At 73.9% G+C, this 26,501-nt stretch carries 28 protein-coding genes; 16 read left to right on the top strand and 12 right to left on the bottom strand.

Annotated features, from left to right (window positions below; translation table 11 throughout):
- Window positions 1–16: 16 nt before the first annotated feature.
- A complete protein-coding gene (locus tag ACFVFS_RS24470; RefSeq protein ID WP_380626816.1) occupies window positions 17–1,810 on the top strand; it encodes a bifunctional metallophosphatase/5'-nucleotidase in 1,794 nt (597 codons plus the stop codon).
- Window positions 1,811–1,911: 101 nt separating this feature from the next.
- On the opposite strand, the gene ACFVFS_RS24465 is transcribed toward ACFVFS_RS24470, so the two are convergent.
- The 5 genes from ACFVFS_RS24465 to ACFVFS_RS24445 all read right to left on the bottom strand — a co-directional run bounded on the left by ACFVFS_RS24465 (window position 1,912) and on the right by ACFVFS_RS24445 (window position 7,491).
- The gene (locus ACFVFS_RS24465) at window positions 1,912–3,411 is read right to left on the bottom strand and encodes a sensor histidine kinase (protein ID WP_380626815.1); all 1,500 of its coding nucleotides are present in this window, start codon (window positions 3,409–3,411) and stop codon (window positions 1,912–1,914) included.
- Window positions 3,408–4,184 (bottom strand): response regulator transcription factor, encoded by a 777-nt coding sequence (locus ACFVFS_RS24460; RefSeq protein ID WP_380626814.1) that lies wholly within the window; start codon window positions 4,182–4,184, stop codon window positions 3,408–3,410. The genes ACFVFS_RS24465 and ACFVFS_RS24460 overlap by 4 nt, the downstream gene beginning before the upstream one ends.
- A gap of 57 nt (window positions 4,185–4,241) precedes the next feature.
- Window positions 4,242–5,459, bottom strand: coding sequence for a S1C family serine protease (locus ACFVFS_RS24455; protein WP_380626813.1), 1,218 nt, complete (start codon window positions 5,457–5,459; stop codon window positions 4,242–4,244).
- A gap of 94 nt (window positions 5,460–5,553) precedes the next feature.
- The gene (locus ACFVFS_RS24450; RefSeq protein ID WP_380626811.1) at window positions 5,554–6,600 is read right to left on the bottom strand and encodes a LacI family DNA-binding transcriptional regulator; all 1,047 of its coding nucleotides are present in this window, start codon (window positions 6,598–6,600) and stop codon (window positions 5,554–5,556) included.
- Window positions 6,601–6,747: 147 nt separating this feature from the next.
- Window positions 6,748–7,491, bottom strand: a complete 744-nt coding sequence (locus ACFVFS_RS24445) for a response regulator transcription factor (protein WP_380626810.1) — start codon at window positions 7,489–7,491, stop codon at window positions 6,748–6,750.
- 680 nt (window positions 7,492–8,171) lie between these two features.
- On the opposite strand from ACFVFS_RS24445, the gene ACFVFS_RS24440 reads away from it, so the two are divergent.
- From ACFVFS_RS24440 to ACFVFS_RS24410, 7 genes are all read left to right on the top strand, one after another.
- Entirely contained in the window at window positions 8,172–8,471 is a 300-nt protein-coding gene (locus tag ACFVFS_RS24440; RefSeq protein ID WP_380626809.1) for a MoaD/ThiS family protein, read from the top strand.
- A gap of 14 nt (window positions 8,472–8,485) precedes the next feature.
- Entirely contained in the window at window positions 8,486–10,075 is a 1,590-nt protein-coding gene (locus ACFVFS_RS24435; RefSeq protein WP_380626808.1) for a hypothetical protein, read from the top strand.
- Between the two features lie 164 nt (window positions 10,076–10,239).
- Window positions 10,240–10,956, top strand: coding sequence for a DUF2993 domain-containing protein (locus ACFVFS_RS24430; RefSeq protein ID WP_380626807.1), 717 nt, complete (start codon window positions 10,240–10,242; stop codon window positions 10,954–10,956).
- Window positions 10,957–11,203: 247 nt separating this feature from the next.
- Entirely contained in the window at window positions 11,204–11,284 is an 81-nt protein-coding gene (locus ACFVFS_RS24425; RefSeq protein ID WP_350517234.1) for an Ms5788A family Cys-rich leader peptide, read from the top strand.
- Between the two features lie 249 nt (window positions 11,285–11,533).
- Complete coding sequence (locus ACFVFS_RS24420; RefSeq protein WP_380626806.1) at window positions 11,534–12,367, top strand: sulfurtransferase; 834 nt, start codon at window positions 11,534–11,536, stop codon at window positions 12,365–12,367.
- A 39-nt stretch (window positions 12,368–12,406) separates the two neighbouring features.
- Complete coding sequence (locus tag ACFVFS_RS24415) at window positions 12,407–12,697, top strand: DUF1416 domain-containing protein (RefSeq protein ID WP_344343425.1); 291 nt, start codon at window positions 12,407–12,409, stop codon at window positions 12,695–12,697.
- Window positions 12,698–12,777: 80 nt separating this feature from the next.
- Complete coding sequence (locus tag ACFVFS_RS24410) at window positions 12,778–13,050, top strand: DUF3099 domain-containing protein (protein WP_380626804.1); 273 nt, start codon at window positions 12,778–12,780, stop codon at window positions 13,048–13,050.
- Window positions 13,051–13,062: 12 nt separating this feature from the next.
- Here the strand turns inward: ACFVFS_RS24410 and ACFVFS_RS24405 are convergent, their stop codons facing one another.
- Window positions 13,063–13,431, bottom strand: a complete 369-nt coding sequence (locus ACFVFS_RS24405) for a DsrE family protein (RefSeq protein WP_380626803.1) — start codon at window positions 13,429–13,431, stop codon at window positions 13,063–13,065.
- Between the two features lie 271 nt (window positions 13,432–13,702).
- On the opposite strand from ACFVFS_RS24405, the gene ACFVFS_RS24400 reads away from it, so the two are divergent.
- The 3 genes from ACFVFS_RS24400 to ACFVFS_RS24390 all read left to right on the top strand — a co-directional run bounded on the left by ACFVFS_RS24400 (window position 13,703) and on the right by ACFVFS_RS24390 (window position 15,862).
- On the top strand, window positions 13,703–14,305 hold the full coding sequence (locus ACFVFS_RS24400) for an FABP family protein (RefSeq protein ID WP_380626802.1): 603 nt from the start codon (window positions 13,703–13,705) through the stop codon (window positions 14,303–14,305).
- Window positions 14,306–14,415: 110 nt separating this feature from the next.
- The gene (locus tag ACFVFS_RS24395; protein ID WP_380626801.1) at window positions 14,416–14,880 is read left to right on the top strand and encodes a Fur family transcriptional regulator; all 465 of its coding nucleotides are present in this window, start codon (window positions 14,416–14,418) and stop codon (window positions 14,878–14,880) included.
- A gap of 19 nt (window positions 14,881–14,899) precedes the next feature.
- On the top strand, window positions 14,900–15,862 hold the full coding sequence (locus tag ACFVFS_RS24390) for a YgfZ/GcvT domain-containing protein (RefSeq protein WP_380626840.1): 963 nt from the start codon (window positions 14,900–14,902) through the stop codon (window positions 15,860–15,862).
- Window positions 15,863–15,872: 10 nt separating this feature from the next.
- Here the strand turns inward: ACFVFS_RS24390 and dtd are convergent, their stop codons facing one another.
- Window positions 15,873–16,313: a D-aminoacyl-tRNA deacylase gene (gene dtd, locus ACFVFS_RS24385; protein ID WP_380626800.1), complete on the bottom strand. Its 441-nt coding sequence runs from the start codon at window positions 16,311–16,313 to the stop codon at window positions 15,873–15,875.
- A 522-nt stretch (window positions 16,314–16,835) separates the two neighbouring features.
- On the opposite strand from dtd, the gene ACFVFS_RS24380 reads away from it, so the two are divergent.
- The 3 genes from ACFVFS_RS24380 to ACFVFS_RS24370 all read left to right on the top strand — a co-directional run bounded on the left by ACFVFS_RS24380 (window position 16,836) and on the right by ACFVFS_RS24370 (window position 18,788).
- Complete coding sequence (locus tag ACFVFS_RS24380; protein ID WP_380626798.1) at window positions 16,836–17,423, top strand: ABC transporter substrate-binding protein; 588 nt, start codon at window positions 16,836–16,838, stop codon at window positions 17,421–17,423.
- A gap of 79 nt (window positions 17,424–17,502) precedes the next feature.
- Window positions 17,503–18,462, top strand: a complete 960-nt coding sequence (locus tag ACFVFS_RS24375) for an asparaginase (protein WP_380626797.1) — start codon at window positions 17,503–17,505, stop codon at window positions 18,460–18,462.
- 110 nt (window positions 18,463–18,572) lie between these two features.
- On the top strand, window positions 18,573–18,788 hold the full coding sequence (locus ACFVFS_RS24370) for a dodecin (protein WP_380626796.1): 216 nt from the start codon (window positions 18,573–18,575) through the stop codon (window positions 18,786–18,788).
- Here the strand turns inward: ACFVFS_RS24370 and ACFVFS_RS24365 are convergent.
- Genes ACFVFS_RS24365 through ACFVFS_RS24355 form a run of 3 tightly spaced genes read right to left on the bottom strand, consistent with a single transcriptional unit; the run spans window position 18,785 to window position 21,704 of the window.
- Window positions 18,785–19,612, bottom strand: coding sequence for a heme ABC transporter ATP-binding protein (locus ACFVFS_RS24365; RefSeq protein WP_380626795.1), 828 nt, complete (start codon window positions 19,610–19,612; stop codon window positions 18,785–18,787). The two genes, ACFVFS_RS24370 and ACFVFS_RS24365, sit on opposite strands and share 4 nt — an antisense overlap.
- Window positions 19,609–20,679, bottom strand: a complete 1,071-nt coding sequence (locus ACFVFS_RS24360) for a FecCD family ABC transporter permease (protein WP_380626794.1) — start codon at window positions 20,677–20,679, stop codon at window positions 19,609–19,611. The genes ACFVFS_RS24365 and ACFVFS_RS24360 overlap by 4 nt, the downstream gene beginning before the upstream one ends.
- Complete coding sequence (locus ACFVFS_RS24355) at window positions 20,676–21,704, bottom strand: hemin ABC transporter substrate-binding protein (protein WP_380626793.1); 1,029 nt, start codon at window positions 21,702–21,704, stop codon at window positions 20,676–20,678. Before ACFVFS_RS24355 ends, ACFVFS_RS24360 begins: the two co-directional genes overlap by 4 nt.
- A gap of 161 nt (window positions 21,705–21,865) precedes the next feature.
- Between ACFVFS_RS24355 and ACFVFS_RS24350 the strand changes: the two genes are divergently transcribed.
- On the top strand, window positions 21,866–23,425 hold the full coding sequence (locus ACFVFS_RS24350) for an HtaA domain-containing protein (RefSeq protein ID WP_380626791.1): 1,560 nt from the start codon (window positions 21,866–21,868) through the stop codon (window positions 23,423–23,425).
- Window positions 23,426–23,471: 46 nt separating this feature from the next.
- The gene (locus ACFVFS_RS24345; protein WP_380626789.1) at window positions 23,472–25,139 is read left to right on the top strand and encodes an HtaA domain-containing protein; all 1,668 of its coding nucleotides are present in this window, start codon (window positions 23,472–23,474) and stop codon (window positions 25,137–25,139) included.
- A 56-nt stretch (window positions 25,140–25,195) separates the two neighbouring features.
- Here ACFVFS_RS24345 and ACFVFS_RS24340 read toward each other — a convergent pair whose 3' ends face one another.
- Window positions 25,196–25,387 carry a DUF397 domain-containing protein gene (locus ACFVFS_RS24340; RefSeq protein WP_380626788.1) on the bottom strand — a complete coding sequence of 64 codons (192 nt, stop codon included), beginning with the start codon at window positions 25,385–25,387 and terminating at the stop codon, window positions 25,196–25,198.
- 11 nt (window positions 25,388–25,398) lie between these two features.
- Window positions 25,399–26,259, bottom strand: coding sequence for a helix-turn-helix domain-containing protein (locus tag ACFVFS_RS24335; protein WP_380626787.1), 861 nt, complete (start codon window positions 26,257–26,259; stop codon window positions 25,399–25,401).
- Window positions 26,260–26,501 lie beyond the last annotated feature (242 nt).

Here is a 26,501-nt window from a genome sequence, read left to right as displayed (position 1 = left end):
GCAGGGGACCCCCTACATGCTCTCCGTCAGAACCCGACGGTCGGCGCTGGCCGTCGTCGCCGCGGCCGGCCTCGTCGGCACGGTGGCCATGCCGTCCGCGGCCCAGGCCGCGACCGCGAAGAAGCCCAAGACCGTCAACCTCCAGTTGCTGGCCATCAACGACCTGCACGGCAACCTGGAGCCCCCGGCCGGCTCGTCCGGCACCATCCGGGAGATCGACCCGGCCACCGGTCAGCCGGTCAGCACCCCGGCCGGCGGTGTCGAGTACCTCGCCACCGCGCTGCGCCAGGCCCGCATCCCCGCCGACGACTCGATCACCGTCGCGGCCGGCGACCTGGTCGGCGCCTCCCCGCTGACCTCGGCGCTCTTCCACGACGAGCCCACCATCGAGGCGCTGGACAAGCTCGGCCTGGACGTCAGCTCGGTCGGCAACCACGAGTTCGACGAGGGTTCGGCCGAGCTGCTCCGCCTCCAGAACGGCGGCTGCCACCCGACCGACGGCTGCTACGAGGAGGGGCGCACGTTCAAGGGCGCCAACTTCAACTACCTGTCGGCCAACGTCACCAGCGAGAAGACCGGCAAGCCGGTGCTGGCCCCGTACTGGGTGACCAAGTCCCAGGGCGTGAAGATCGGCTTCATCGGCGTCACCCTGGAGGGCACGCCGAACATCGTCACCGCCGAGGGCGTCAAGGGCCTCAAGTTCGCCAACGAGGTCAGCACGATCAACAAGTACGCCGCCGAGCTGAAGGCCAAGGGCGTCAACTCGATCGTCGCGCTGATCCACGAGGGCGGCCTGCCGGCCAGCAGCACCTACAACTACGACTGCGGCGCGGCCGGCCAGGGCATCTCCGGCCCGATCGTCGACATCGCCAAGAACGTCGACCCGGCGGTCGGCGCCATCGTCACCGGCCACACCCACAACGCGTACGCCTGCACCATCCCGGACCCGCAGGGCGTGCCGCGCTCGGTGACCAGCGCCGCCTCCTTCGGCCGGCTCTACACCGAGATCGACCTGAAGCTCGACAAGACCACCGGCGCCATCGTGCGCCCGTCGGTCAAGGCCGAGAACCACATCGTGCGCCGGACGGTCGAGAAGGCCCCGGACATGACCCAGCTGATCGACCGCTACTCGAAGCTGGCCGCGCCGATCGCCAACCGTCCGATCGGCTACATCGCCTCGGACATCAACGGCCGCGGCAACAGCGACCCCGAGAAGCCGCTGGGCGACGTCATCGCCGACGCCCAGCAGGCCGGTCTCGCGCCCGCCGACAAGGGCGGCGCGCAGGTCGCCTTCATGAACCCCGGCGGCATCCGCTCCGACCTCGTCTACAAGGCGAGCGGCGCCGAGGGCGACGGCGTGGTGACCTACGGCGAGGCGTTCACCGTCCAGCCGTTCACCAACATGATGCAGGTCAAGACGCTGACCGGGGCCCAGCTGATCCAGCTGCTCCAGCAGCAGGTCAGCGGCTCCAACGAGGCCTCGCCGAAGATCCTCCAGCCGTCCAAGTCGCTCAGCTACACGCTGGACATGCGCAACAAGGGCGCGGACCGGATCGTCGTCGACTCGATCCGCCTCAACGGCGCGCCGGTCGACCCGGCCGCCAAGTACCGGGTCGCGGCCAATGAGTTCCTGGCCGGCGGCGGCGACGGCTTCCCGGCCTTCGCGGCCGGCACCGACAAGCTCGTCGGCGCCTCCGACCTGGACGTCTTCGCGGCCTACCTCGGCGCCAACAGCTCGGCCTCCGCGCCGCTGAAGGCTCCGGCGCAGGACCGGATCAAGGTCGTCACGGCGGGCGGCACCACCGGCTGAGCCGGGGGTCGCCGGCCGTGAGCCGGTCGGGGGGCGGGGCGCTGTCGGGGCGCCCCGCCCCTTCTCCTTTTTCCCCGGGGCGGGCCGTCCGGGAGGGCTTCCTAGGCGGGCGTGGGGCCGCCCGGCAGGCGGACGGTGGCCAGGGTGCCCGGGCCGCCGTCCGGGGCCGGGCCGAGCGAGACCTCGCCGCCGGCCTCCCGGACGCTCTGCGCGACGATCGACAACCCCAGGCCCGAGCCGGGGAGTTGGCGCGAGGACGGGGAGCGCCAGAAGCGGTCGAAGACGTACGGGAGCTCGTCCGGCGGAATGCCCGGGCCGTGGTCGCGGACGGTCAGCACGCCCCCGTCGAGCCGGACGCCGATGGTGCCGCCGGGCGGGCTGTACTTCACCGCGTTGTCCAGCAGGTTGATCACCGCGCGCTCCAGGGCGGCGGCGTCGGCGTGCACGTACCAGGGCGCGGCGGCGGTCTCGAAGACCAGCCCCGGGCCGCGCAGCTTGGCGCGCTCCACGGCCCGCTCGGCGATCTCGTGCAGGGCGACCACGGCGAGCGTGCGGACCGGCTTGGGGGAGTCCGGGCGGGAGAGCTGGAGCAGGTCGCCGATCAGCACGGTGAGCTCCTGCATCTGGGCCTTCATGTTGCCGAGCAGCTTGGTGCGGGTGGCGGGCGGGAGCGGGCGGCCGGTGTCGTCGCTGCGGATCAGCAGGTCGACGTTGGTGCGCAGCGAGGTGAGCGGGGTGCGGAGCTCGTGGCCGGCGTCGGCGATCAGCCGGGTCTGCCGCTCGCGGGAGTTGGCGAGCGCGGTGCTCATGGAGTTGAACGAGGTGGAGAGCCGGGCGATCTCGTCCTCGCCCTGGACGGGGATGGTGGTGCCGACCTCCTCGGTGCGGGCGATGTGCTCGACGGCGTCGGTCAGCTGGTCGACGGGCTTGAGCGCGGACCGGGCGACCAGCCGGCCGGTGACACCGGCGAGGGCGATGCCGCCGAGGGCGACCCCGCCGAGGAGGAAGGCGAGCCGGTTGAGGGACTCGTCGACGGCCTTCGTGGAGGTGGCGACCATGACGAGGGTGGGCGGGAGCGCCTTCGGCTTGGTCCAGGAGACCCGGACCAGGGCGGGCTCACCGTTGGTGTAGTGGCCTTCCCGGATGATGAACTCGGTCGGCTTGAGGGTGAGGACGGCGGTGTCGCCGGGATCCGGGACGATGGCTTTGGTGGCCGTGGGCGGCAGGCAGTACAGCGGTGCCTGCCCGGTGATCACGTACTGCGTGTCCCGTGGGGCGGAAGCACCGGCCGGCGGTAGCGGGATCGTGCCCTGCACCGCCTTGAGCGCGCTCTGGAGGCTCGGGGAGCAGTCGTCGATCTGAGCCGGCGGACCGCCCCCCTGCGGCACGTTCTGCAGGTCGCTGCGGACCACTCCGTAGAGCTGCTTCTCCACGATGAACCAGCACGCCAGCGCCGACAGCGCGATCGCCACCGCCACCGCCGCCGCCGCCAGGAAGGTGAGCCGGGAGCGCAGCGAGCGGGCGCGGTACCAGGTGGTGAGGCGGCCGCGGCGCGGGATGCGGGGCGGGGTCAGCGGGGGCGGCGGGACGGTGGGGCTCACGCGGTGGTGCCGGCGGCGGGGCGGAGCGCGTAGCCGACTCCGCGGACGGTCTGGATGAGCCGGGGCAGGCCGCCCTGCTCGGTCTTGCGGCGCAGGTACATCACGTACACGTCCAGCGAGTTGGACGAGGGCTCGAAGTCGAAGCCCCAGACCGCCTTGAGGATCTGCTCGCGGGTGAGCACCTGGCGGGGGTGGGCGAGGAACATCTCCAGCAGCATGAACTCGGTGCGGGTCAGTTCGACCGTCCGGCCGGCCCGGGCGACCTCGCGGGTGGCGGTGTTCATCCGGAGGTCGGCGAAGGCGAGGACGTCGGTCTCCTCCTCGACGGCGGCCGCCCGGGCGGCGGCCTCGGAGGCGAGCGCGCTGCGCCGCAGCAGGGCGCGCACCCGGGCGAGCAGCTCGTCGAGTTCGAAGGGCTTGGCGAGGTAGTCGTCGGCGCCGACGTCGAGGCCGGTGACCCGGTCGCCGACGGCGTCCCGGGCGGTGAGCATCAGCACCGGGACGGTGTCGCCGCGCGAGCGCATCCGGCGGACGGCGGTGAGGCCGTCCATCCGGGGCATCATGACGTCGAGCAGGACGAGGTCCGGCCGGTCGCGTTCGACCGACTCCAGGGCCTCGTAGCCGTCGGTGGCGGTGGCGACCTCGTAGCCCTCGAAGGCGAGGCTGCTCTCCAGGGCGTCCCGGAGCGCGGGTTCGTCGTCGACCACGAGGAGCCGGGCGGCGGTCTGCTGCCCGGGCTCGGCGGGGGTGCGGTCGTCGGCGGACGGGGTCATCGGCGGTTGCCCTTTCTGGTGGCGGGAGGGCCTGCTCGGGTCAATTGTCGGACGTGGTCAGACGTTCTGGCCGGACTGCAGCTTCGGCAGCACCTGCTTGATGTCGTCGATCGGGATGGCGAAGCCGAGGCCGACGCTGCCGGCTCCGCTGCCGCCGGCGGTGGCGCTGGACCCGCTCGGCGAGTACATGGCCGAGTTGATGCCGATGACCTGCCCGCCGGCGTTGATCAGCGGGCCGCCGGAGTTGCCGGGGTTGAGCGCGGCGTCGGTCTGGAAGGCCTGGTAGGTGGCCGTCTCGCCGCCGCTCCGCGGGGCGGTTCCGGTGCTGCCGCGCAGCCCGGGCAGGTCGGGGAAGCCGAAGCCGCCGTTGCCGCTGGTGGTGCCCTCGTCGAGCCGGACGGTGACCTCGCGGTGCTCGGCGCTGATGATGCCGGAGGTGACGGTGCCGGTGAGGCCCTCGGGGTTGCCGATGGCGACGACCGGGTCGCCGACCGCGACGGCGGAGGAGTCGCCGAGGACGGCGGGGGTGAGGCCCTTGGCGCCGGTCGCGGTGATCACGGCGGCGTCCAGGGCCTTGTCGGTGCCGGTGAGGGTGGCCCCGGCGGTGGAGCCGTCGTGGAAGGTGACGGTGATCCGGCCGCCGCCGGCCGCGCCGGAGACCACGTGGTAGTTGGTGAGGATCTGCCCGCCCGCGGTGAGCACCACGCCGGTGCCGGTGGCGGTGCCGTTGGCGGTCTGCACGGTGATCTGGACGGCGCTGGGCGCCACGGCGGCCGCGACGGCGGCGACGTCGGCGCTGCCGTCCGTGCGGGCGGCGACCGGGCTGGCGACGGTGCCGGTGCGGCTGGCGGAGCCGTGGTCCCGGGCGGCGACGGCACCGCCGGTGACCCCGCCGAGGACGGCGGCGATCGCGGCGACGGCGGTGACCAGGGCGAGCCGGCCGCGCAGCAGGCCGTTGCGGGCGCGGTGGCCGGGACCGCCGGGGGCGGCCGGTGTGTCCGGTGTGCCAGCCTCGGGCGGGAACGGCGGGGCCGGGGGAGGGGGCGGGGTCCCGGCGGCGGGGTGGGCGGCGCTTCCGTACCCGGGGCTCCCGTGGCCGGCGCCGTCGTACCCGGTGTCGCCGCCGCCTTCGTACCCGGCGCGGTCCCGCGGGCCGCGGTCCCGGGTGGTGCTGTCGAGGACCGTGCCCGGGATGATCCGGGCCTGCGGGTACCCGTACGGGCCGTCGTCCTGCCCGTCGTCGGCGGGGTGCTGCCACTGCTGGTGATCGCTCATGGCGACCAACGTCCGCCCGGCGGGTGAGAATCCGATGAGAGCCCGCTCAGAAGGCCCCGAGAAGCCCGTTGACTTCTCATAAAGCCTGGTCAGGCTACGATCCGGCGCCGTCCGGCGAGCAGCCGCAGGAACGCCGCACGACCAGGCGCGACGGGAAGACGCGGACCCGTTCGGTGTCCGAGCCGGGCACCATCAGCGAGTCGTCCAGCACCAGGTCCACCGCGGCCCGGGCCATCGCGTCGCGGTCGGAGGCGACGGTGGTCAGCGGCGGGTCGGCGAGCGCGGCCTCCGGCACGTCGTCGAAGCCGGCCACCGCGAGGTCCTCCGGCACCTGCAGACCCAGCTCGCGGGCGGCCCGCAGCACGCCGATGGCCTGGTCGTCGGTGGAGCAGAAGATCGCCGGCGGGCGGTTCTCCGAGCGCAGCAGGTCGAGCGCGACGTCGTAGGCGCCGTAGCGGTGGAAGGGCGCGTCCACGAGGTACGGCGCGGTGGGCAGGCCGTGCGCGTCCATCGCGCGCTGCCAGCCCTCGACGTGGTCGATGACCGGGTCGCCGGGCGCGGGGGACTCGACCGGGCCGCCGAAGCAGGCCACGTACGGGTGCCCGTGCACCTCCAGCAGGTGGCGGACGACCGTCTCGGCGCCGGCCACGTCGTCGGTGACCACCGCGACGTCGTCGATCGCCTCGGGCCGGCGGTGCAGCAGCACCACCTTCGCGCCCTCCATGGCGGCGAACTCCTCGGCGGCCCGCTGCGAGGGGCCCTGGCTGACCAGGATCAGGCCGGAGACCCGCATGCCGAGGAAGGCGCGGACGTAGTGGACCTCGCGGTCGTCGACGTAGTCGGAGTTGCCGATCAGCACGAGCTTGCCGCGCTCGGAGGCGGCCCGTTCCACGGCGTGCGCCATCTCGGCGAAGAAGGGCTGGCGGGCGTCCGGGACGACCATGCCGATCAGGTTGGTGCGGCGGGAGGCCATCGCCTGCGCGACGCTGTTCGGCCGGTAGCCGAGCTGCTCGATCGCGGCGAGCACCTTCTCCCGGGTGGCGGGCGCGACCGGGCGCGGCCCGTTGTTGATCACGTAGCTGACGACCGCGGTCGAGGTACCAGCCAGTCGGGCTACATCGTCGCGCGTCACTTTGGCCACGGGGGGAGTCTACGCGTGTGGCGTGCGCCCGGGCAGTGGGGGACCCGCGCCCGGGGGGCGCGGCGCGCGGGCCCGGGGCGCGCGGCCGGGGCGAATCCGGGCAGACCGGACGGGGTGGCGCGGCGGCGGCCCCGCCCGGTCGGCCGGTCAGGTGTCCAGGACGGCCGGGGAGCGCCGGGCGGGCGGCTCGGTCCGCTCGGCGCGCTCGCCCTTGTCCCCCTTGTCGGGGATGACGAAGCGGTAGCCGACGTTGCGCACGGTGCCGATCAGGCCCTCGTGCTCGACGCCGAGCTTGGCGCGCAGCCGCCGGACGTGCACGTCGACCGTCCGGGTGCCGCCGAAGTAGTCGTAGCCCCAGACCTCCTGCAGCAGCTGCGCCCGGGTGAAGACCCGGCCGGGGTGCTGGGCGAGGTACTTCAGCAGTTCGAACTCCTTGAAGGTGAGGTCGAGCACCCGGCCCTTGAGCCTGGCCGAGTAGGTGGCCTCGTCGACCGAGAGGTCGCCGCTGCGGATCTCCATCGGACTGTCGTCGGTGGTGACCTGGAGCCGGCCCAGGGCGAGCCGCAGCCGGGCCTCGACCTCGGCGGGGCCGGCGGTGTCGAGCAGGACGTCGTCGATGCCCCAGTCGGCGGTGACGGCGGCCAGGCCGCCCTCGGTCACCACCAGGATCAGCGGGCAGCCGATGCCGGTGGAGCGCAGCAGCTGGCAGAGGCTGCGGATCTGCGGCAGGTCGCGCCTGCCGTCCACCAGGATGACGTCGGCACTGGGCGTGTCGACCAGGGCGGCACCCTCGGCGGGGGCCACCCGGACGTTGTGCAGCAGCAGGCCGAGTGCGGGCAGGACCTCCGCGGAGGGCTGCAGCGCGTTGGTGAGGAGGAGCAGAGAACTCATACCCGGTAGTCCCCTTTCCGGGTCGTCGCGGTCGCGTTCCGGCTGCCGCCACAGCCGGATGGCGCTCGTGCTGGTAGGGGGGAGGAGACGGACGTCCGAAGGGAGGCGGGGGACCCGGCGGCGCGCGCGGGCGAACGGGGCACGCCCTGGGGGTCCCGCAACCCCCGGTGCACCGTTTCTGCCCTGCTCATCCGCGAACCTTCCGGTCCTGGCCCGGCCCGGGCGGCGGCCCGGAGCCGGGGGTGTCCGACGCCCCGGCCCGGTCCCGGCACCTCGTCGTGCCGTGTCTGGCGGGGCGGTCCCTGCGACCCGCCGGGGGTGGGCCGACGATTCGCAAGGACGTCCGTACTGGCGTCCTGAAAGCACAAAAGGATCCGGGGGCGACTCTGCCCGGATCCCTCGGGGATCGAGGATAACCGACCGGCCCCCGCACCGGGAGGGCTCGAATCCGGCGGTTCGGCCTTTTCGGGCGCGCCCCGGGTGAGCCCCGCCACAGCTTCGCGACGGCGCCGCCGGGCGTCGGGCCAGGGCGATTGCCGCTCGCGCGGGCGAACACGCCATCATGGGGGACGCATCGGCGGCACCGTGCGCGTACCCCTTTCGGGGGAGGCGCGGGCGCTCCGGTGGTGGACCCGGCCGGGACACCCGGGCCCGGGCGAGGACGAGGAGAAGGGGTTGCCATGGGCGCGACCACCGGGCACGACCCGGCGGCCGCCGTTCGGGTGAGCGGGACGATCCGCTACTGGGCGGCGGCGAAGTCGGAGGCCGGGCTGGCCGAGGAGCCGTACCTGGCGGTGACCCTGGCCGAGGCGCTGGCGCAGGCCGCGGAGCGGCACGCGGACCGGCCGGCGCTGGTCCGGCTGCTCGGCCACTGCTCCTACCTGGTGGACGGCTCGCCGGCGGGTGGCCGTGACCACGCGACCGTGGCCCTCACCGAGGGCGGGACGGTCGAGGTCCTTCCCCCGTTCGCGGGCGGGTGATCGGGATGACCGGGATGAACGGAACCCCCGAGGGGCAGCAGCCCCAGCAGCAGCCGCAGCCGCCGTACCAGCCGCAGTACCCGTACGGGCAGCCGCAGCCGCAGCCGCAGCAGGGACCGCAGCAAGGGCAGCCGCAGCAGGTACCGCAGGGCTACCAGCCCGGGCAGGCGCCCTATCCGTACGCCCCGCCGCAGGCGTACGCGCCGGATCCCTATGCGCAGCAGGGGCACGCGGCGCAGCCGCACGCCCCCGGCATGAGCCATGCGCCCTACGGTCAGCAGCCGTACGGCCAGCAGTTCCACCCGCAGCCGCCGTACGGGGCCGGGCCGGGCGTGGACGACGCCGCGACGGCGCTGCTCCCGCCGGTACCTCCGATGGACGACGCGGCGACGGCGCTGCTGCCCCCGGTTCCGGCGCTGGACGACGCGGCGGCCACCACGCTGCTCCCGCCCGTTCCGGCGTCGGGCCCGATGCCGCCGGTCGCACCGGGGCAGCCTTCGGCCCAGCCGCCGGCCCAGCCGCCGGCCCAGGGACCGACCCGCCCCTACACCGAGCCGCGGCGCGGCCGCTCGCACCGCCGGGCGCAGCCCGCCGCGCCCGCCGAGGCTCCCGCCCAGGCCTTCGCCCCGGCCCCCGTGTCGGCCCCGGACCAGGGACAGGGCCTCGACCAGCCGACCATGACGCTGAAGCGCCCGGAGCCCCCGGCCCCCGTGCTGACCGACCCGGCCGCCGCCCGCGCCGCGCGGGCCGCCCGGGCCGCGCAGAACGCCCACGCCGCGCCCGCCCGCCCGGCCGCGCCGTTCCCCGGCCCGGCCCCGTCACTGGGCGCGCAGCCGTTCCCGGCCGCGGCCCCGGCCGCCCAGCCGTCGCCGGTGCAGGCGCCGACCGCGCCCGTCCGGACCGGTTCGCCGATCAACGACCCGGGCCTCCAGCCCGCCCTGATCACCGCCGGCGCCGCCGCCCTGCTGGCCGGCGGCGCGGCGCTCGGCCAGCCGGCGCTCGCCCTGGTGCTCGTCCTGCTCCAGGGCCTGACGGCGGCCGGCTGGTTCCGGCTGAACGGCATGTGGCCCGCCCGCCAGGGCATCGCGCTGGCCGCGCTGTCCGGTGTGGTGGCCGACGTGTCGGTGCTGCTGGCCGACGAGGACGGCGGCACGGCGGCCGTGGTGGGCACCCTCGGCGGGTTCTTCCTGCTGGTCCTGGTGCTGCAGACGTTCCGGCCGGCCGATCCGAAGGAGCGGTTCTACGCGCTCACCGTGCTCGGCTCCGCCACCGTGGTGACGGCGCTGTGCACCACGCTGCTGCTGGCCGACTGGGTGCCGGCGGCGGTCGGCGCGGTCGCCCTGGCGACCCTGCTGGCGGCCGCGCCGCTGCCCGGACCGCGCTGGGCGGGCCCGCTGCTGGGCCTGCTCGCGGCGGTCGGCCTGGGCTTCGCGGTCGGCGCGCCGCCGTTCCTGGGCCTGGCGGCCGGCCTCGGCGCGCTGATCGGCCGCCGGGTGGCGGGGTACGACTTCCCGTCCCGGTTCGTGCACATGACGGCGGGCGTGGCCCTGCCGCTCGCGGTGTCCGCGCCGCTGGTCTGGATGGCCACCGCGCTGCTCGGCTGACCGCTGTGCCGCCCCGCTCCGTCCCGCCCCGGAACCATGCTCCGGGGCGGGACGTCGTACGGTCGTGCGGAAGCGGCCGCACCGGAAGGCCAGGCCCCCGCGGCGACGGCCGACCGGGACCGGCGAGGACGGACGACGGCGACCGGCGACGACGGGGGAGAGCGATGCGCGGCTGGCTGAAGGCGACGATCGGCGTGGTGGTGCTCTCGGGAGTGCTGGTGGGCGCCGACCGGATCGCCGTCGGCGTCGCCGAGGACGAGGCGGCCGAGCAGATCCTGAAGAGCGGCAGGATGGGCGGGAAGCCGGACGTCTCGATCGAGGGCTTCCCGTTCCTCACCCAGGTCGTCTCGCAGAAGCTGGACGACGTGCGGATCTCCTCGGACGGGCTGACCGTCGGCGAGGGCAAGGACAAGGTGGCCCTGCACGCGTTCCGGGCCACGCTGTCCGGGGTCGAGGTGAGCGGCAACATGAGCAGCGCCGTCGTGGACCACGGCAGCGGATCCGCGCTGATCACCTACGAGGACCTCTCCCGGCTGCTGCCGCCGGCCTCGGAGCTGGTGCCGAACGCGGGCCGGCTCTCGCTCGGCTCCGGCACCCGGCTGAGCCTCTCCTACGGCGGTCCGGGCAAGATCAAGGCCTCGATGGGGCCGTTCCCGGTCGGCGACGCGGCCGTGCACAGCCAGGGCAACACGGTGACGGTGGACGGCCTCAAGCTGAGCTCGATGGCCTCGCTGCTGGCCGGGGTGTCCGACCAGAGCCTGGCCCCGATCAGCTTCACCCTCTCCACCCTGCCCGCCGGCCTGAACCTGTCCTCGGTCACCCCGCAGGAGAACGGCCTCCAGCTGGCCTTCGACGGCAGGGACGTCAAGCTCATCGGCTGAGGCCGCCGCCCTTCCGCGGCCCTTCCCGCCGTCGGTCCCCCCGTTCCGCTCCGCGAGACGCGCTGTCCAGCGCCGGCCGCGGAGCGGTGCCGTTCCCGCCCCGGGCCGTCGTCCGGGCCCCCGCCGCCCGGCCCCCGGCCGGTTCCCGACGCCCATGAAATGGTCAAATCCCACAATGCGAGCCATCTGGTCTCGCCATTCGATACGCTGATGACAGCGGGCGCCGGGTGTCCCTAGCATCGTCCGCATGAAGCGACAGACGGACCTCACCAAGCGGCGGGCGGTAGACCTGTGCCGCGTGGCCGCCTGTCTGTGTCGAATGCGTTAACTCGGCGCTTAGGCAGGGCAGTTGCCCCCACCGCCGATTTCCTCCGGTGACCGCCGAGGGCCCTTCGGGCCAGGCGTCGCCGCCGTACTCCGCCACCTCTCGCCCGGTCGCTCCGCGCACCGCCGTCCGTCCCACTATTCGGACAGGAATTCGGACCGGTGGCCGACGGGCACCCGCACCACCGCTGAGCAGCAGCACCCGAAGCAGCGAGCACCTTCCGCCAACCGCCCCCGGATGGAGAACATCACCATGAGCCGCAGCGACGTCCTGGTCGACGCCGACTGGGTCCAGGCCCACCTGGACGACCCGAAGGTCGTCATCGTCGAGGTCGACGAGGACACCTCCGCCTACGAGAAGAACCACATCCGCAACGCGGTCCGGATCGACTGGAAGACCGACCTCCAGGACCCGGTCCGCCGCGACTTCATCGACCAGGCCGGCTTCGAGGCGCTGCTCAGCGCCAAGGGCATCGCCAACGACCACACCGTGGTGCTCTACGGCGGCAACAACAACTGGTTCGCCTCCTACGCCTACTGGTACTTCAAGCTGTACGGCCACGGCGACGTCCGCCTGCTCGACGGCGGCCGCAAGAAGTGGGAGCTCGACTCCCGCGACCTGGTCGTCGAGGTGCCGCAGCGCGCCGCGACCGAGTACAAGGCGCAGGCCGCCGACTCCTCGATCCGCGCCTTCCGCGACGACGTGGTCGCCGCCATCGGCACCCTCAACCTGGTCGACGTCCGCTCGCCCGACGAGTTCTCCGGCAAGCTGCTCGCCCCGGCCCACCTCCCGCAGGAGCAGTCGCAGCGCCCCGGCCACGTGCCGACCGCGCGCAACATCCCGTGGGCGAAGAACGCCAACGACGACGGCACCTTCAAGAGCGACGACGAGCTCAAGGCCCTGTACGAGGCCGAGGGCGTCGACCTGGCGACGGACACCATCGCCTACTGCCGCATCGGCGAGCGCTCCGCGCTCACCTGGTTCGTGCTGCACGAGCTGCTCGGCCAGGAGAACGTGAAGAACTACGACGGTTCCTGGACCGAGTACGGCAGCCTCGTCGGCGTGCCGATCGAGCTCGGCAACTGAGCACCGGCTCCACCCGTAAGGCAGAAGGGAAACAAGACAATGTGCGGTGCGAAGGCCGGCGGCCCGGACCTGGCAGGAGTTGACGTGGCGAACGAGACGATCATCCAGGGTTCGGTGACCCGCGACGGCGAGCCGGTCAACGGCTACGTCCGACTGCTCGACGAGAACAACGAGTTCACGGCCGAGGTGCCCACCTCGGCGACCGGCCAGTTCCGGTTCTTCGCCCGCCCGGGCAAGTGGACCCTGCGCGCGCTCATCCCGGGCCAGACCGTGGACCGCCAGGTGGTCGCCTCCCAGGGCAACCTGACCGAGGTCGCCATCGCCGTCTGACCGGCGGCGACCGACAGCAGTACCGACAGCAGTACCGGGGGCCCCTGCCGCGCGGGGGCCCTCGGGCATACCGTGGAGGGGTGCAGTCCCGACGGCGGCGCCGCTACTACTACGCCATGATGGGCGTCTGCCTGGGCCTCTTCGTGGTGGCCTGGGGAGCGGTGCGGTTCGTCTCCGTCCCGGCGGCGGTGGCGCTGTGCGTGGTCGCGATGGTCATCCCGCCGGCGGCGGCGGTGTTCGCCAACCGGCGCGACCCCGAGGACGACTGGTGGAACGACCCGCGCTGGGAGGACCCGAAGTGGGACGACCCCGGTCACGACCGGGACCGTCCCGACCACGAACCCCGTCAGTAGGCACGGACCCGGTCAGTAGACGAGCGCCTGCACGCCGTCGGCCACGATCTCGCTGACGAACACCTGCGCGCCCGCGATCCGGGCGCCCTCGATGAGGTCCTTCTCCTCGATCCCGCGCCGGGCCGCGCACTGGGTGCAGACGGTGATGACGCCGCCGCCCGCCAGGATCCCGTCGATGAGGTCCGGCAGCGGCGCGGCGTGCGGCAGCTCGAACTCCGCAGCCCGCCCCGGCAGGCCGAACCAGGACGACTCCCCGGTCAGCCAGAGCGAGACCTCGACCCCGCTGGCGACGGCCACCGCCGCCACCGTGAACGCCTGCGAGCACCGCTCGGGGGCGTCCGCCCCGGCGGTGACCTTGATGACGAGCTTCTTCGAAGACATGCCGACACCCTAGATCGCCGACGTGGCGGGGTCACCGAGACCCGTCCCCACCCGCCGGATAGAGTGAGCGGCAGCAAAATCCACCACACTGTCGCCGCAATGGGAGCCACCCGTGTCCGGTCTGGAAATCTTCTTCGACGGTCTGCTGGCCCTCATGGCCGTGCTGATCACCTGGTTCGCCATCTTCTCCGTGATGAAGCTCTACCAGGGCCAGCGCTGAGCACTGCCGTACGGTTGAAGTACTCCCGCACCGACGACAGCGACCAGGAACATGATCGAGATCCCCTCTGACCTCCACAAGGACGTCGTCCCGCTCGCCTTCCTCCTCGGCACCTGGGAGGGCGCGGGCGTCTATGCCCCTCTGCCGGGTGAGGGGGGTCCCGGCACCGAGAAGTGCAACTTCGGCCAGGAGATCGTCATCCGCCACGACGGACGGCCCTTCCTGGAGTTCCGCTCCCGCACCTGGGTGCTGAACGCCGAGGGCGAGAAGGTCCGCCCGCTGGAGAACGAGCACGCCTTCTGGCGCATCACCAGCAACCAGCACGGCACCAGCGGTGCCCGCGGGGTCGAGATCTCGTCGGTCCGCGACGACGGCACGGTGGAGATCTGGTACGGCGAGCTGGCCGACGGCAAGCCGCAGATCGACGTCTCCACCGACGCGGTGGCCCGGATCGAGGGCTCGCCGGAGTACTCGGGCGGCAAGCGGCTCTACGGCTTCGTCAACGAGGAGCTGCTCTGGGTGGGTGAGAAGGCCGCCCCGAACGTCCCGCTGCGTCCGTACATGTCGGCCCAGCTGAGGAAGGTGCTCTCGCCGGCCCAGCTGATCAAGGACATCAACGACCTGCCGGACGACGGCATCGCCTTCTTCAAGTAGGCCTCCGGACGGGCACCGCCGCCCGCAGGGGCGCGCACAGGGTAGGGACCGGCCCCCGGCCGGTCCCTACACTTGGTCCAGGACCCCCGACGTATGGCAGGGACAGGACCGTGGCGGACACCGGCACCACCGACTGGCAGCTCTCCGGCGACTGGAAGGCCGACCTGCGCGAGCGCGGGTACCGGCTGACCCCGCAGCGGCAGCTCGTGCTGGAGGCGGTCGACGCGCTCGACCACGCCACCCCGGACGACATCCTCTGCCACGTCCGGCAGACCGCCAGCGGCGTCAACATCTCCACCGTCTACCGGACCCTGGAGCTGCTGGAGGAGCTGGGCCTGGTCTCGCACGCCCACCTCGGCCACGGCGCCCCGACCTACCACCTGGCCGGCCGCCACCACCATCTGCACCTGGTCTGCCGGGACTGCGAGAAGGTCACCGAGACCGGTACCGAGATCGCCCAGCCGCTGATCGACAGCCTCCGCGCCCGGCACGGTTTCGACACCGACCTCAAGCATTTCGCCATCTTCGGCCGCTGCGCCGACTGCACCGCCGAGCGCGCCGCGGGGCGGTCGTAAGCTTGCCGGTATGACCGGTCTGAAGAGTCCGCTGCTTGCCCTGCCCGGAGCCGTCCCCGCCGAGGGGGCCGACGAGGGCGTGGCCGCCCACTACGGCGACCTGTTCCGCGAGCAACGGAACCTCGCGCAGGGGACCGGCTTCGTGGACCTCTCGCACCGCGGCGTGCTCACCGTCACCGGCGAGGACCGGCTGAGCTGGCTGCACCTGCTGGTCACCCAGCACGTCAGCGCGCTGGCGCCGCAGCAGGCCACCGAGGCGCTGGTGCTCTCCCCGAACGGGCACGTCGAGCACGCCCTCTACCTGGTCGACGACGGCACCACCACCTGGGCGCACGTCGAGCCGGGCACTCAGCAGGCGCTGGTCGGCTACCTGGAGAGCATGAAGTTCTTCTACCGGGTCGAGGTGGCCGACGCGACCGCCGACTACGCGGTGGTCCACCTGCCGGCCGGCTCCACGGCCTCCGCCGAGGGCGCGGCGGCCGTCCGCGAACTGCCGTACGGCCGGGACCTCTTCCTGCCGCGCGCCGAGCTGGCGGAGCGGACGGCGGGCTACGGCCCGGCGGCCGGCGTCTGGGCGTACGAGGCGCTGCGGATCGAGGGGCACCGGCCGCGGCTCGGCTTCGAGACCGACCACCGGACCATCCCGCACGAGGTGGACTGGCTGACCAGCGCCGTCCACCTGCAGAAGGGCTGCTACCGGGGACAGGAGACGGTGGCCCGGGTGCACAACCTGGGGCGGCCGCCGCGCCGGCTGGTCTTCCTGCACCTGGACGGCACCGAGGAGGTGCTGCCCCCGCACGGCGCGGAGGTGCGGCTCGCCTCGGACCCGGAGGGGCGGGCGCTCGGCTTCGTCACCTCCTCGGCGCGCCACCACGAGCTGGGGCCGATCGCGCTGGCCGTCGTGAAGCGCAACGTCCCGGTGGACGCGGTGCTGCTGGCCGGCACGGTGCCGGGGACCCAGGACGTGATCGTCCCGCAGTGAAGCAGGGCTCCTAGACCTCGACGATCACGGTGAACGGGCCGTCGTTCACCAGGGCGACCTTCATGTCCGCGCCGAAGCGGCCGGTCTCGACCTTGGCGCCGAGTTCGCGCAGCCGGGCGACCACCTCGTCCACCAGCGGCTCGGCGACCGGGCCGGGCGCGGCGGCGTTCCAGGTGGGGCGGCGGCCCTTGCGGGCGTCGCCGTAGAGCGTGAACTGGCTGATCACCAGGAGCGGGGCACCGATGTCCGAGCAGGACCGCTCAACACCGTCGGTGTCCGCGGGCAGCAGTCGCAGCGTCCAGAGCTTGCGGGCCAGCTGGGCGGCCTTGGCGGGGGTGTCGTCGTGGGTGACGCCGACCAGGACGCAGAGTCCGGGCTCCTCGATCGCGCCGACGGTCTCCCCGGCCACCGTCACCCGGGCCTCGGTCACTCGCTGCACCACTGCTCGCATGCGGCCATTCTGCCGGAGCCGGCCGGGGACGTGAGCAGGGCCCTGGGGCGCGCAGAGCAGTAGCGCACGCTGGGTAGCGTGCGCCTGCGTGCGACATGGCGGCGTTCTCCCGGCGAAAAGCTTCGGTCGTATCAACCACCCCTCTTCGCCAGGGGGCCGTTCGGGTGCACGGGCGGTGCGGCGGCGCCGGGCGGGGTGGCACGCTGGGGGACCGTACGAGGGCGGGCCCGCCGCTCCGCCGCACAGGGCGGGGGCGGTCGGACGCGTCCGAGGTCCGGGGCGCCGAGGTCCGCCGCGCCGGGCCCGGTTCGGCCGGGCGGCCGAGCCGGTAGGGCAGGCGTTCTGGTCGTGTCGCCCCGGCGGGTGGCCACGGCCGGGGGCGGGAACCTTCGCGGGCGTCCGGGCGTGCCTCCGGACGGGAACGCGCCACCGGCGCGCGCGGCGGTTGACGGGCCGGACCGGCGGCAGGCGACGGGGCGCCGCGAGTGGGCGGGATCGGGACGACGGCAGGTGGGTTGGTTGATGGACGCGATCAGCGCGGCGCAGGACCGGTACGGGCGGCCGCCCGAGGGGCCCGGGGCCGGCCCGGGGCCGGACCTCGGACGGCTGGGCCTGGAGCAGCTGCGGACCCTGCGCCGGGACACCCTGGAGCAGGAGGCCGACCTCTCCTACCTGCGGCGGCTGCTGCACGGCCGGATGGACATCCTGCTGGCCGAGCTGGACCGCAGGCCGGGAGCCGGGGCCGCCCGCCCGGCGGACGCCGCGGAGCCAGGCGGCGCCCTGCTGGAGCGGCTGCCGGCCATCCTGACGGACGCGCCGTCCACCGTCCGCCGCTCGGCCCGGCACGTCACGCTGGGGCCGCCGCGCGGGCAGCAGTCCCAGCTGGAGGCGGACGCGCTGATGGGCGACGTCCAGCTGGCCGACCTCGCGGCGCATCCGGCCGAGGAGCTGCTGGCGGCCCTGGAGCGACTGCGGGCGCACGAGCGCGAGGTCTCCGGCCGGCGGCAGCGACTGCTGAGGACGGCGGACGGCTGCAATGCCGAAATCACCCGCAGGTACCGTGATGGGGAAGCACGGGTCGACGACCTGCTCGCAGGCGGCCCGCTCTGACAGGTGCGAGGGCCGCCGGGGGCGGGGGACGGGCCCGGCTCGCCCCCCGGTTCACCCTCACCTCCGGAAGGCTTTCGCCATGTCCAGTTCCGCCGCCCTGCCCGTGCTCGCCGAAGTCGTCCGCTCGGGATTCGTCGAGGGCCGCCACCACGGTTCCCTGGTGCTGCTGGCCGCCGACGGCTCGGTCGAGTTCGCGCTCGGCGCGCCGGACGCCCCGGTCTTCCCGCGGTCCTGCGCCAAGCCCTTCCAGGCGGTGGCCACGCTGCGGGCCGGGCTGGCGATCGAGGGGGAGCTGCTGGCCCTGGCGGCCTCCAGCCACTCCGCTGAATCGTTTCACCTCGACGGCGTGCGGCGGATCCTCGCCGGTGCGGGGCTGGACGAGTCCGCCCTGCGGACCCCGGCCGACCTTCCGCTCGACGACCTGGAGGCCGAGCTGCACCTGCGCTGGGGCGGCGACCGCGAGCCGATCCTGATGGACTGCTCCGGCAAGCACGCCGGCTGGCTGGCCGCCTGCGCGGCCAACGGCTGGCCCACCGACAGCTACCTCGACCCGGAGCACCCGATCCAGCGGCTGGCCCGCGAGGCCCTGGAGGAGGCCGTCGGCGAGCCCGCCGCGCACGCCGGGGTGGACGGCTGCGGCGCGCCGCTGCTGGCCGTCGGCCTGACCGGCCTGGCCCGCGCCTACCGCTCCCTCGTGCTGGCCGGGCCCGGCACCCCGCAGCGCCGGGTCGCCGACGCGATGCGGGCGCACCCCGAGTACGTGGCCGGCACCCGCCGGGCCGACACCCGGCTGATGCGGGCGGTGCCCGGCGCGCTCGCCAAGATGGGCGCGGAGGCCGTCCAGGTGGTGGCGCTGCCGGACGGCCGGGCGCTCGCCTTCAAGATCGACGACGGTGCCGAGCGGGCCCGCGGCCCCGTCCTGGCGGCCGCGCTGCGCCGTCTGGGCGTGACCACCGGGGACGGCACGCTGGAGCGGATCGCGGCCGCGCCGCTGTTCGGCGGCGGCGTCCCGGTCGGCGAGGTCCGCGCGGCGTTCTAGCACGCCCGGCGGGCGGCTGCCCGTTACTCGCGCGCCCGTCTCCGCATGCGGACGGACGGCCCCCGGTGCACGGTGGACCGGGGGCCGTCGCACAGCTGAGGGAGTCCGCCATGAGCGAGCACGTGTACCGGGTGACCGAGATCGTCGGGTCCTCGACCGAGAGCATCGACGCCGCGATCCGCAACGGCGTCGAGCGCGCCTCCCGGACGCTGCGCCACCTCGACTGGTTCGAGGTCTCGCAGGTCCGGGGCCACCTCGCGGACGGGCAGATCAAGCACTTCCAGGTGTGCATGAAGGTCGGGTTCCGGCTGGAGGACGAGGGTTAGCCGCGCTCCGGCAGCACCAGCGGCAGCCCCGTGCGCGGGTGCGGCAGCACCTCCACCGGGTGCCCGTACACCTCGCTGAGCAGCGGCCCGCGCAGCACCTCGGCGACCGGTCCGTCGGCCACGGTCGCGCCGTCGGTCAGCAGCACCACCCGGTCCGCGTAGGCCGCCGCGAGCGACAGGTCGTGCAGCACGACGACCACGCCGTCCCCGGCGGCGGCCCGGGTGCGGGCCAGCCGCAGCACCAGTTCCTGGTGGCGCAGGTCGAGCGCGGCGGTGGGTTCGTCGAGCAGCAGCAGGGCGGTGCGCTGGGCGAGCACCCGGGCCAGCGCCACCCGGGCCCGTTCACCGCCGGAGAGCGCGGTGAACGGCCGTCCGGTGAAGGCGGCGGACTCGGTCGCGGCCATCGCCTCGGCGACCACCCCCTCGTCCTCGGCGGCGGCCGCGGTGCCGGCCCAGGGGGCGCGGCCCATCCGGACCACCTCGTCGGCCGGGAACGGGAAGGACAGCGCGGCCGCCTGCGGCAGCAGTGCCCGGCGCCGGGCGAGGTCGGCGGGCCGGTAGCCGGCCAGCGGGCGGCCGTCCAGCCGGACCTCGCCGGAGGTCGGCAGGAGGTCGCCGGCCAGCACCGAGAGCAGAGTGGACTTGCCCGCGCCGTTCGGTCCGAGCAGGGCGACCACCTCGCCGGCGGTGACCCGGACGTCCGCGCCGGCCAGCAGGTCGCGCCCGCCGACGGTCAGTCGGACGGCCTCGGCGGTGAGCAGCTCGGTGCCCGGGGCGGGCCGTTCGGGCACCTCGGGGCGGCCGCGCAGCGTACGGAGCCTCATGCCCAGCCTCCCTGCTTGGTCCTGGTGCGGCGCAGCAGCCAGAAGAAGAACGGACTGCCGATCAGCGCGGTGAGCACGCCGAGCGGGAGCTCGGCCGGTTCGGCCAGGGTGCGCGCGGCGAGGTCGGCGGCGACCAGGACGAGCGCTCCGCCGAGCGCGGAGGCGGGCAGCAGGAAGCGGTGGCCGGGGCCGGCGACCATCCGCAGCAGGTGCGGGACGACCAGGCCGACGAAGCCGATGATGCCGCTGACCGCGACGGCGGCGGCGGTGAGCAGGGCGACCACGGTGATCAGTACCAGCCGCATCCGCTCGACGTCCACGCCGAGGTGGCGGGCGGGCCGTTCGCCGAGCGCCAGCAGGTCCAGCGAGCGGGCGTAGCGGGGGGCCACGGCGAGGCCGACGAGGGCGAACGGGAGGACGGCGAGCACCTTGCCCCAGGTGGCCTGGGAGAGCGAGCCGAGCTGCCAGAAGGTGACCTGGCTGATCGCCGCGGAGTCGGCGGTGAACAGGAACAGGCCGATCAGGGCGCCGCAGAAGGCGTTCACCGCGACGCCGGTGAGGATCAGGGTGACCACCTCGGTGCGGCCGCCGGAGCGTGACATCGCGTAGACCGCGAAGACCGTCAGCAGGCCGGTGGCGAAGGCGGCGGCGGTCACCGTCCAGGTGCCGAGCGCGTCCAGGCCGAGCACGATGCAGCCGACCGCGCCGACCGCGCCGCCGGAGGAGACGCCGATGACGGCGGGTTCGGCGAGCGGGTTGCCGAACACGCCCTGCATCAGCGCGCCCGCGCAGCCGAGCGAGGCGCCGACCAGCAGGGCGAGCACCACCCGGGGCAGCCGGACGTTCCAGAGCACCGACTCGGGGACGCGGTCCAGGGCGTGGCCGCCGAGGCCGAGCCGGTGGCCGACGGAGGCGAGGATGTCGCCGAGCGGGATGCGGTAGGCGCCGATGCCGGCCGCGAGCAGGGCGAAGAGCAGCAGGGCGGCGGCGAGGCCGGCGGTGAGCAGGGCGGTGCGGCTCGGCCGCCTGCCGAGCCGGACGCCCTTCTCCGTGGCGGCGGCGGTCACTCGGCGGCCTTCGGGTAGAGCTGTTCGGAGATCTCGCGGATCACCTGCGGGGTGCGCGGGCCGTAGCTGAGCAGCTGGCCGTCCTCGATGGAGACGATCCGGCGGTCGAGCCCGGCCGGGGTCTGGGCGACGCCGGGCAGCTTGAGCAGGCCGTCCACGCCGCCGACGGAGTCGAGTCCCTTGCTCATCACCAGGATCGCGTCGGGGGCGGCCTTGACCAGGGCCTCGCTGGTGAGCGGGGTGAAGTCGCCGCTGAGCCCGGCGGCGGTGCCGGCGTCCTCGCCGCCGACGGCCTCGATCAGCGAGCCCGCGCCGGAGGCCGGGCCGCCGAGCAGGTAGACCGAGGCGCTGCCGCGCAGGTAGAGGAAGGCGACCTTGGGGCGCTGTCCGGTGGCGGGCAGTGCGGCCTTGGCCTCGGTGATCCGCTGCTCGGTGCGCTCCGTCAACCGCCGTCCGGCCTCGGGGACCCCGAGGGCGGCGGCGACGGTGTCGATGCGGGGGCCGACGTCCTCCAGCCGCTTGGCGTCGTCCAGGACGAGCAGCGGGACGCCGGCCGAGCGGATCTGCGCGATCGCCTCGGCCGGGCCGGTGGAGCGGTCGGCGAGGACGACGGTCGGGTGCAGGGAGAGCACGCCCTCGGCGGAGACGTCGTGGGCCTGGGTGATCACCGGCAGGGCGGCGGCCTGCTCGAAGGTGGTGGAGACGTCCCGGGCGACCACCTTGGGGCCGAGCCCGAGGCTGAAGACGATCTCGGCCAGGCTGCCGTTGAGCGGGATGATCCGCTCGGCGCTGGTGACGGTGGCCGTGCGACCGTCGGCGGAGGTCGCGGTGGCGGGGAGCTGCGGGGTCGGCGGGTCGGGCAGTGGCTCGACCGCGTCCGGGGCGCGCGAGGTGCCGGTCCCGGAGGCCGCGCCGGTGGCGCCGGTGGCCGAGCCGCAGGCGGTCAGGGCGAGCAGCAGACCGAGGAGGAGCAGCAGGATCGCGGGGCCGCGGGTGGCCCGATGTCGGGTGGTACTGCTGCTCAACGTCGTTCCCTTCGTCGGGAGTTGTCGCCGCCGGTGGGTGGGGTGCGGGGTGCCCGGCGGGGCTCTTGACTCATATATTAGGTTAGCCTTACCTAAACCTTGCAAGGGGGTCGGCGATGTGTCGACCCCGCTTTCCCCTGTCGCGCCGAGGAGTGATCCGCGTGCCTCTGCCCCATCGGCTCCGCCGTCTGACCGCCGGCCTGGTGGCCGCCCTGGCGGCCCTGTTGACGGTCGCCCTGCTGCCCGGCCAGGCGGTGGCGGCCGAGGGGCGGGTGTCCGGCGGGCGGCTCGACTGGGGGATCAAGCAGTCCTTCCTGACGTACGTCACCGGGCCGATCGCCCAGGGGAGTTGGTCGCTGACCGGCGGCGCGGCCACGGCCGCCGGCAGCGGCTTCCGGTTCCACTCCGCCACCGGCACGTACGACCCGGCGAGCGGTGCGCTGAGCGCCGCGTTCTCCGGCGGGGTCCGGTTCACCGGGCACCAGGAGAACGGCGCCAACGCGCTGGACCTGAGCATCGGCCGGCTCACCTTCCGGGCCGCGGCGGGCGGCGGGGCCGGGCTCTACGCGGACGTCAGCAGCAAGTCCCGGGAGACCGGACAGGTCAGCAGCGCGAGCCAGGCCAAGATCGCCGACCTCTCGCTGTCCGGCGTCGACCTGCGCGGCGCGGCCGGCACCCTGACGCTCGGCAACGTCCCGGCGACGCTGACCGACGCGGGCGCCAAGGCCTTCGGCGGGTTCTACACGGCGGGGACGGCGCTCGACCCGGTCAACCTGTCGGTCAACCTCCCGGCGGCGCAGCCGACTCAGACCCCGGCCGCGCCGACCGCCCCGGCGCCCCCCGCCGCGCCGAGCGCGACGCCGAGCGCCGCCCCGTCGTCGACCGCTCCGGCGGCCCCGACCACCGCGCCGGCCGCACCGGAGACCCCGGCCGCACCGGAGACCCCGGCCGCACCGGAGTCGCCGGCCGCCACCCCGCAGGCCGCCGCCACCGGGTTCGGCAACGGCGCGCTCGACTGGGGCGTGCGCCGCACCTTCCGCGACTACGTCACCGGCGCCATCGCCCAGGGCCGTTGGGAGCCCGCCGGCGGCGCGGCGGACGGCGGCGCGTTCTTCCGCTGGACGCCCGCCCAGGGCACCTACGACCCGGCCACCGGCGCGCTCACCGCCGCCTTCACCGGCAGCGTCCGCTTCACCGGTCTGAAGAGCGGCGACAGCTACGGCCTGGACCTCACCCTGGCCAACCCGGGCGTCACCGTCGCCGACGGCAAGGGCGTGCTGCGCGCCGACGTCTCCGGCCGCACGCCGGACGGCGCCGCGCAGCAGCTCACCGGCGTCGAGCTGGCGACCTTCGACCCGGCCGGCCTCAAGTCCGAGGGCGGGCTGCTCAAGGCCGTCGAGCTCCCGCTCACGCTCACCGAGCCGGGCGGCAAGGCCTTCGGCGGCCTCTACCCGGCGGGCACCGGGATGGACCCGCTGAGCTTCGCCGTCGCCCTGGACCCGGCCGCCGCCCTCCCTCCGCTGCCCGACATCGGCAGTGCCCCGGCCGTCGCGCCGAGCCCGTCCACCACGCCGGTCGCCGCCACCACCGACGCCGGCGGCTCGGACGGCGTGCCGACGGCGGCCCTGGTGGGCGGTGCGCTGGCCGTCGCCGCGCTGGCCGTGACCGGTGGCCTGTTCGCCGTCCGCCGCCGTCGTGCCACCCCCGCCGACGCGGCCTGACCCCCTCCCCACCCGCTTCCCCCCGTTCATCGATCGGAGCCCCCCCATGTCCATGTCCCGCAACCGCACCCGGATGGCCGCCCTGGCCGCCGTCACCGCCGGTCTCGGTCTGACCGCCTTCGGCGCTCCGGCCCTGGCCTTCGGCGCCGGCGCGCCGAGCAGCGTCACGTACGACACCGGCGCGCTGGACTGGGGCGTGAAGGCCAGCTTCCGCACCTACATCGAGAGCCCGGCCTCCCAGGGCGGCGCGATCGAGCTGACCGGCGGCGCGACCCGCAACGCCGACGGCACTTTCCACTTCGGCCTGGCGAGTGCCAAGTACGACCTCACCACCCACACGCTCAGCTCCTCCTTCACCGGCGGCGTGCACTTCACGGCCCACCACGGGGCGCTGGACGTGGCGCTCAGCGACCTGAGGATCACCACTGCGGGAACGGCCGGCACGCTCACCGCCGACACCGCCTCCAAGGAGTCGATGGGCGCCAGTGAGGTGACCAAGCGGGACGACGTGCCGCTGGTGACCTTCACCGTGGGCCGGGACACCACCACGGGCGTACCGACGGCGGCGAAGCTGACGGAGGAGGGCGCCAAGGCGTTCGCGGGCTTCTACCAGGCCGGGGCGGACATGGACCCGCTGGCGCTGCTGCTCAAGCAGAGCCCGGCCACCCCGTCCCCGACCGCCACGCCGTCCACCACGGCCACGCCGTCGGCCACGGCCACGGCCACGGCCACGGCCACCGCCTCGCCGACGGCGACTGCCACTGCGACCGCCACTGCTTCGCCGACCGCGACGCAGTCCCCGACCGCGACCGCCTCGCCCACCGCCACGCAGTCGCCGACCGCCACCTCCTCCCCGAGCGCCACCGCCACCGCGACCACCACGCCGTCCGCGACCGGCAGCCCGTCCACCGCGCCGAGCGACAACGGTGAACTCGCCGTCGTCAACGGCACCCTGGACTGGTCGGTCAAGGAGAGCTTCCGCACGTACCTGCAGAGCCCGGTGGCCAACGGCAAGGTCGAGTTCGGCGGCGGCGCGGCCGGCTACCGCTTCGGCGGCGGCAACGGCAGCTACAACACCAAGAGCCACACCCTGTCGGCGGGCTTCGCCGGTTCGGTGCGCTTCCTCGGCCACCCGGCCGGCGGCGGCTACCAGCTGGACACCACCTTCTCCAAGCTCGGCCTGAGCATCGACAAGGACGGCGCCTACCTGACGGCCGACGTCAACGCCAAGTCCCTGGACGGGAAGACGACCTCGCTGTCCGGGGCCCGGATCGCCAAGCTGGACGTGTCGAAGGCGAGCCTCGCCCCGGTCAACGGCGTGGTGACGCTGAACGCCGTCCCGGCGACCCTGACCGCCGAGGGCGTCCCGGCCTTCGCCAACTACAAGGCGGGCGAGGCCCTCGACCCGGTCACCGTGTCGCTGGCCTTCGACAAGAACGCCCAGCTGCCCACCACCCAGCCGAGCACCGGCGGTACGACGGGCGGCACCACCACCGGCACGGCCGGAGGCGCCGGTTCGGCCGGGGGCGCCGGTACGGTCGGCGGCGCCTCCCTGACCACCACCGGCGGCGCTGCGGTAGGCGGCTCCGGCATGCTGGCCTCCACCGGCTCCTCCACCCCGGTGGCCCCGCTCCTGGCCACCGCGGGCGGCCTGCTCCTCCTCGGTGGCGGCGCCACCGCCCTGGCCCGCCACCGCAAGTCCACCACCGCCTGATCAAGTAAGCCGGAGTGGGGAGTCGGCCCGGCCGCCTTACCACACCGGCTTCTGGGCTAGGCGCCGCAGTCGAGTTCGCCGGCCTTGATGGCGCCGAGGAGTCCGGTGAAGGCGGCCGTGGTGGTGCGGAGGACGACGTCGCCGTCGTCGGACTCCCGGAGTTCGATCAGACCGGCTCCCGTGCGGATCTCGACACAGTTGGAATCATCTCCGCTGAAGCTGGACTTCTGCCAGTCGATCCGTGACATGTGCGCCTTCCTTAGAGGGTGTAGCGGAGGTGTTGAACCAGTCCCCAGGAGTCGGGTTCGACCCGAGATCGTAGAGGGCGGGATGCATCCAGCGCGGGGAGCGCAAGGGACGTGAGCCGCTCGAACTTTGAGTGGTAGGCCGTGATGTCCGCCGGCTCACTCAAGTACGAAGTGCCGCTCGGATGCTCCGTCAGCACGGTGTCCAGATCCCGGTGCGGACCATGCAGGATCATGAACGGCGTTCCCGTGGAGACGTAGTCGGTGCAGCGGAAGGGGAGGACCTGGATGGTGACGTGAGGGAGTTCGCTGACCTCGACCAGATGGTCCAGCTGATCCCTCATTGCGTCCCGGCCGCCGAATCGGGTGCGTAGAGCGGCCTCGTGGATCACTGCATGAAAGGGAACAGCTCCGGTTCCCTCCAGTGCCCGCTGGCGACCTTGGCGGAACGCCACCTTCTTCTGGTCGCTGCTGAGTATGACCTCGCTGTAGCTGGGAACCTGAAGCAGCCCAGGAATCAGCAAGGTCTCGTAGTTGGAAAGCAACGTAGCGGTCGACTCGGACTCGGCCAGATCGAGGGCTGGTTGGTTGACGACGCCCTTGAAGGCACTCCACCAGCCCTTCCCATTGCTGAGCCCCATCTGATGGAGAGCGCTCACATAGGTCTCATCCGTGAGACCGAAAGCTTCCAGCAGGATCGTCAACCGATCCGGATCCAGCCCGGTTCGTCCGGCCTCGATGTGGCTGAGCTGCGGGCCGCCCATGCCGACGAGCGCGCCGGCATCTTTGACCGCCAACCCGGCGCCCTCCCGCAGGCGCCTCAGTTCAGCGCCGAAGCGCCGCTGCCTCTCACTGATGTGGGTCCTGAGTGCCAAGGGATTCCCTTCCGTGTCCGAGCAGTCTCTCGCCGTAAGGGCTCGGGATGCCACTCGCGCGGGTGAGGCCCCTCACCCGCTGGGCCAATCTTCCCGGATCGTGTTGCACGCGTGGAACCTGATGACTTACCGTCAGTGTTGCCTCGATCACATAGCGGATCGTCAGTGGCGCTTGTTCCCAGGGCAGTAGGCGCATGCTGCCCGTTCGCGCCGCGGAGCAGCCAGGTCCGGGCTGGCCTCGT

The organism is Kitasatospora sp. NPDC057692 (assembly GCF_042799475.1).
In the GTDB taxonomy this organism is placed as follows: domain Bacteria; phylum Actinomycetota; class Actinomycetes; order Streptomycetales; family Streptomycetaceae; genus Kitasatospora.
Note: the sequence above shows the minus strand (reverse complement) of the source record. Positions and strands in the feature narration are given on the sequence as shown.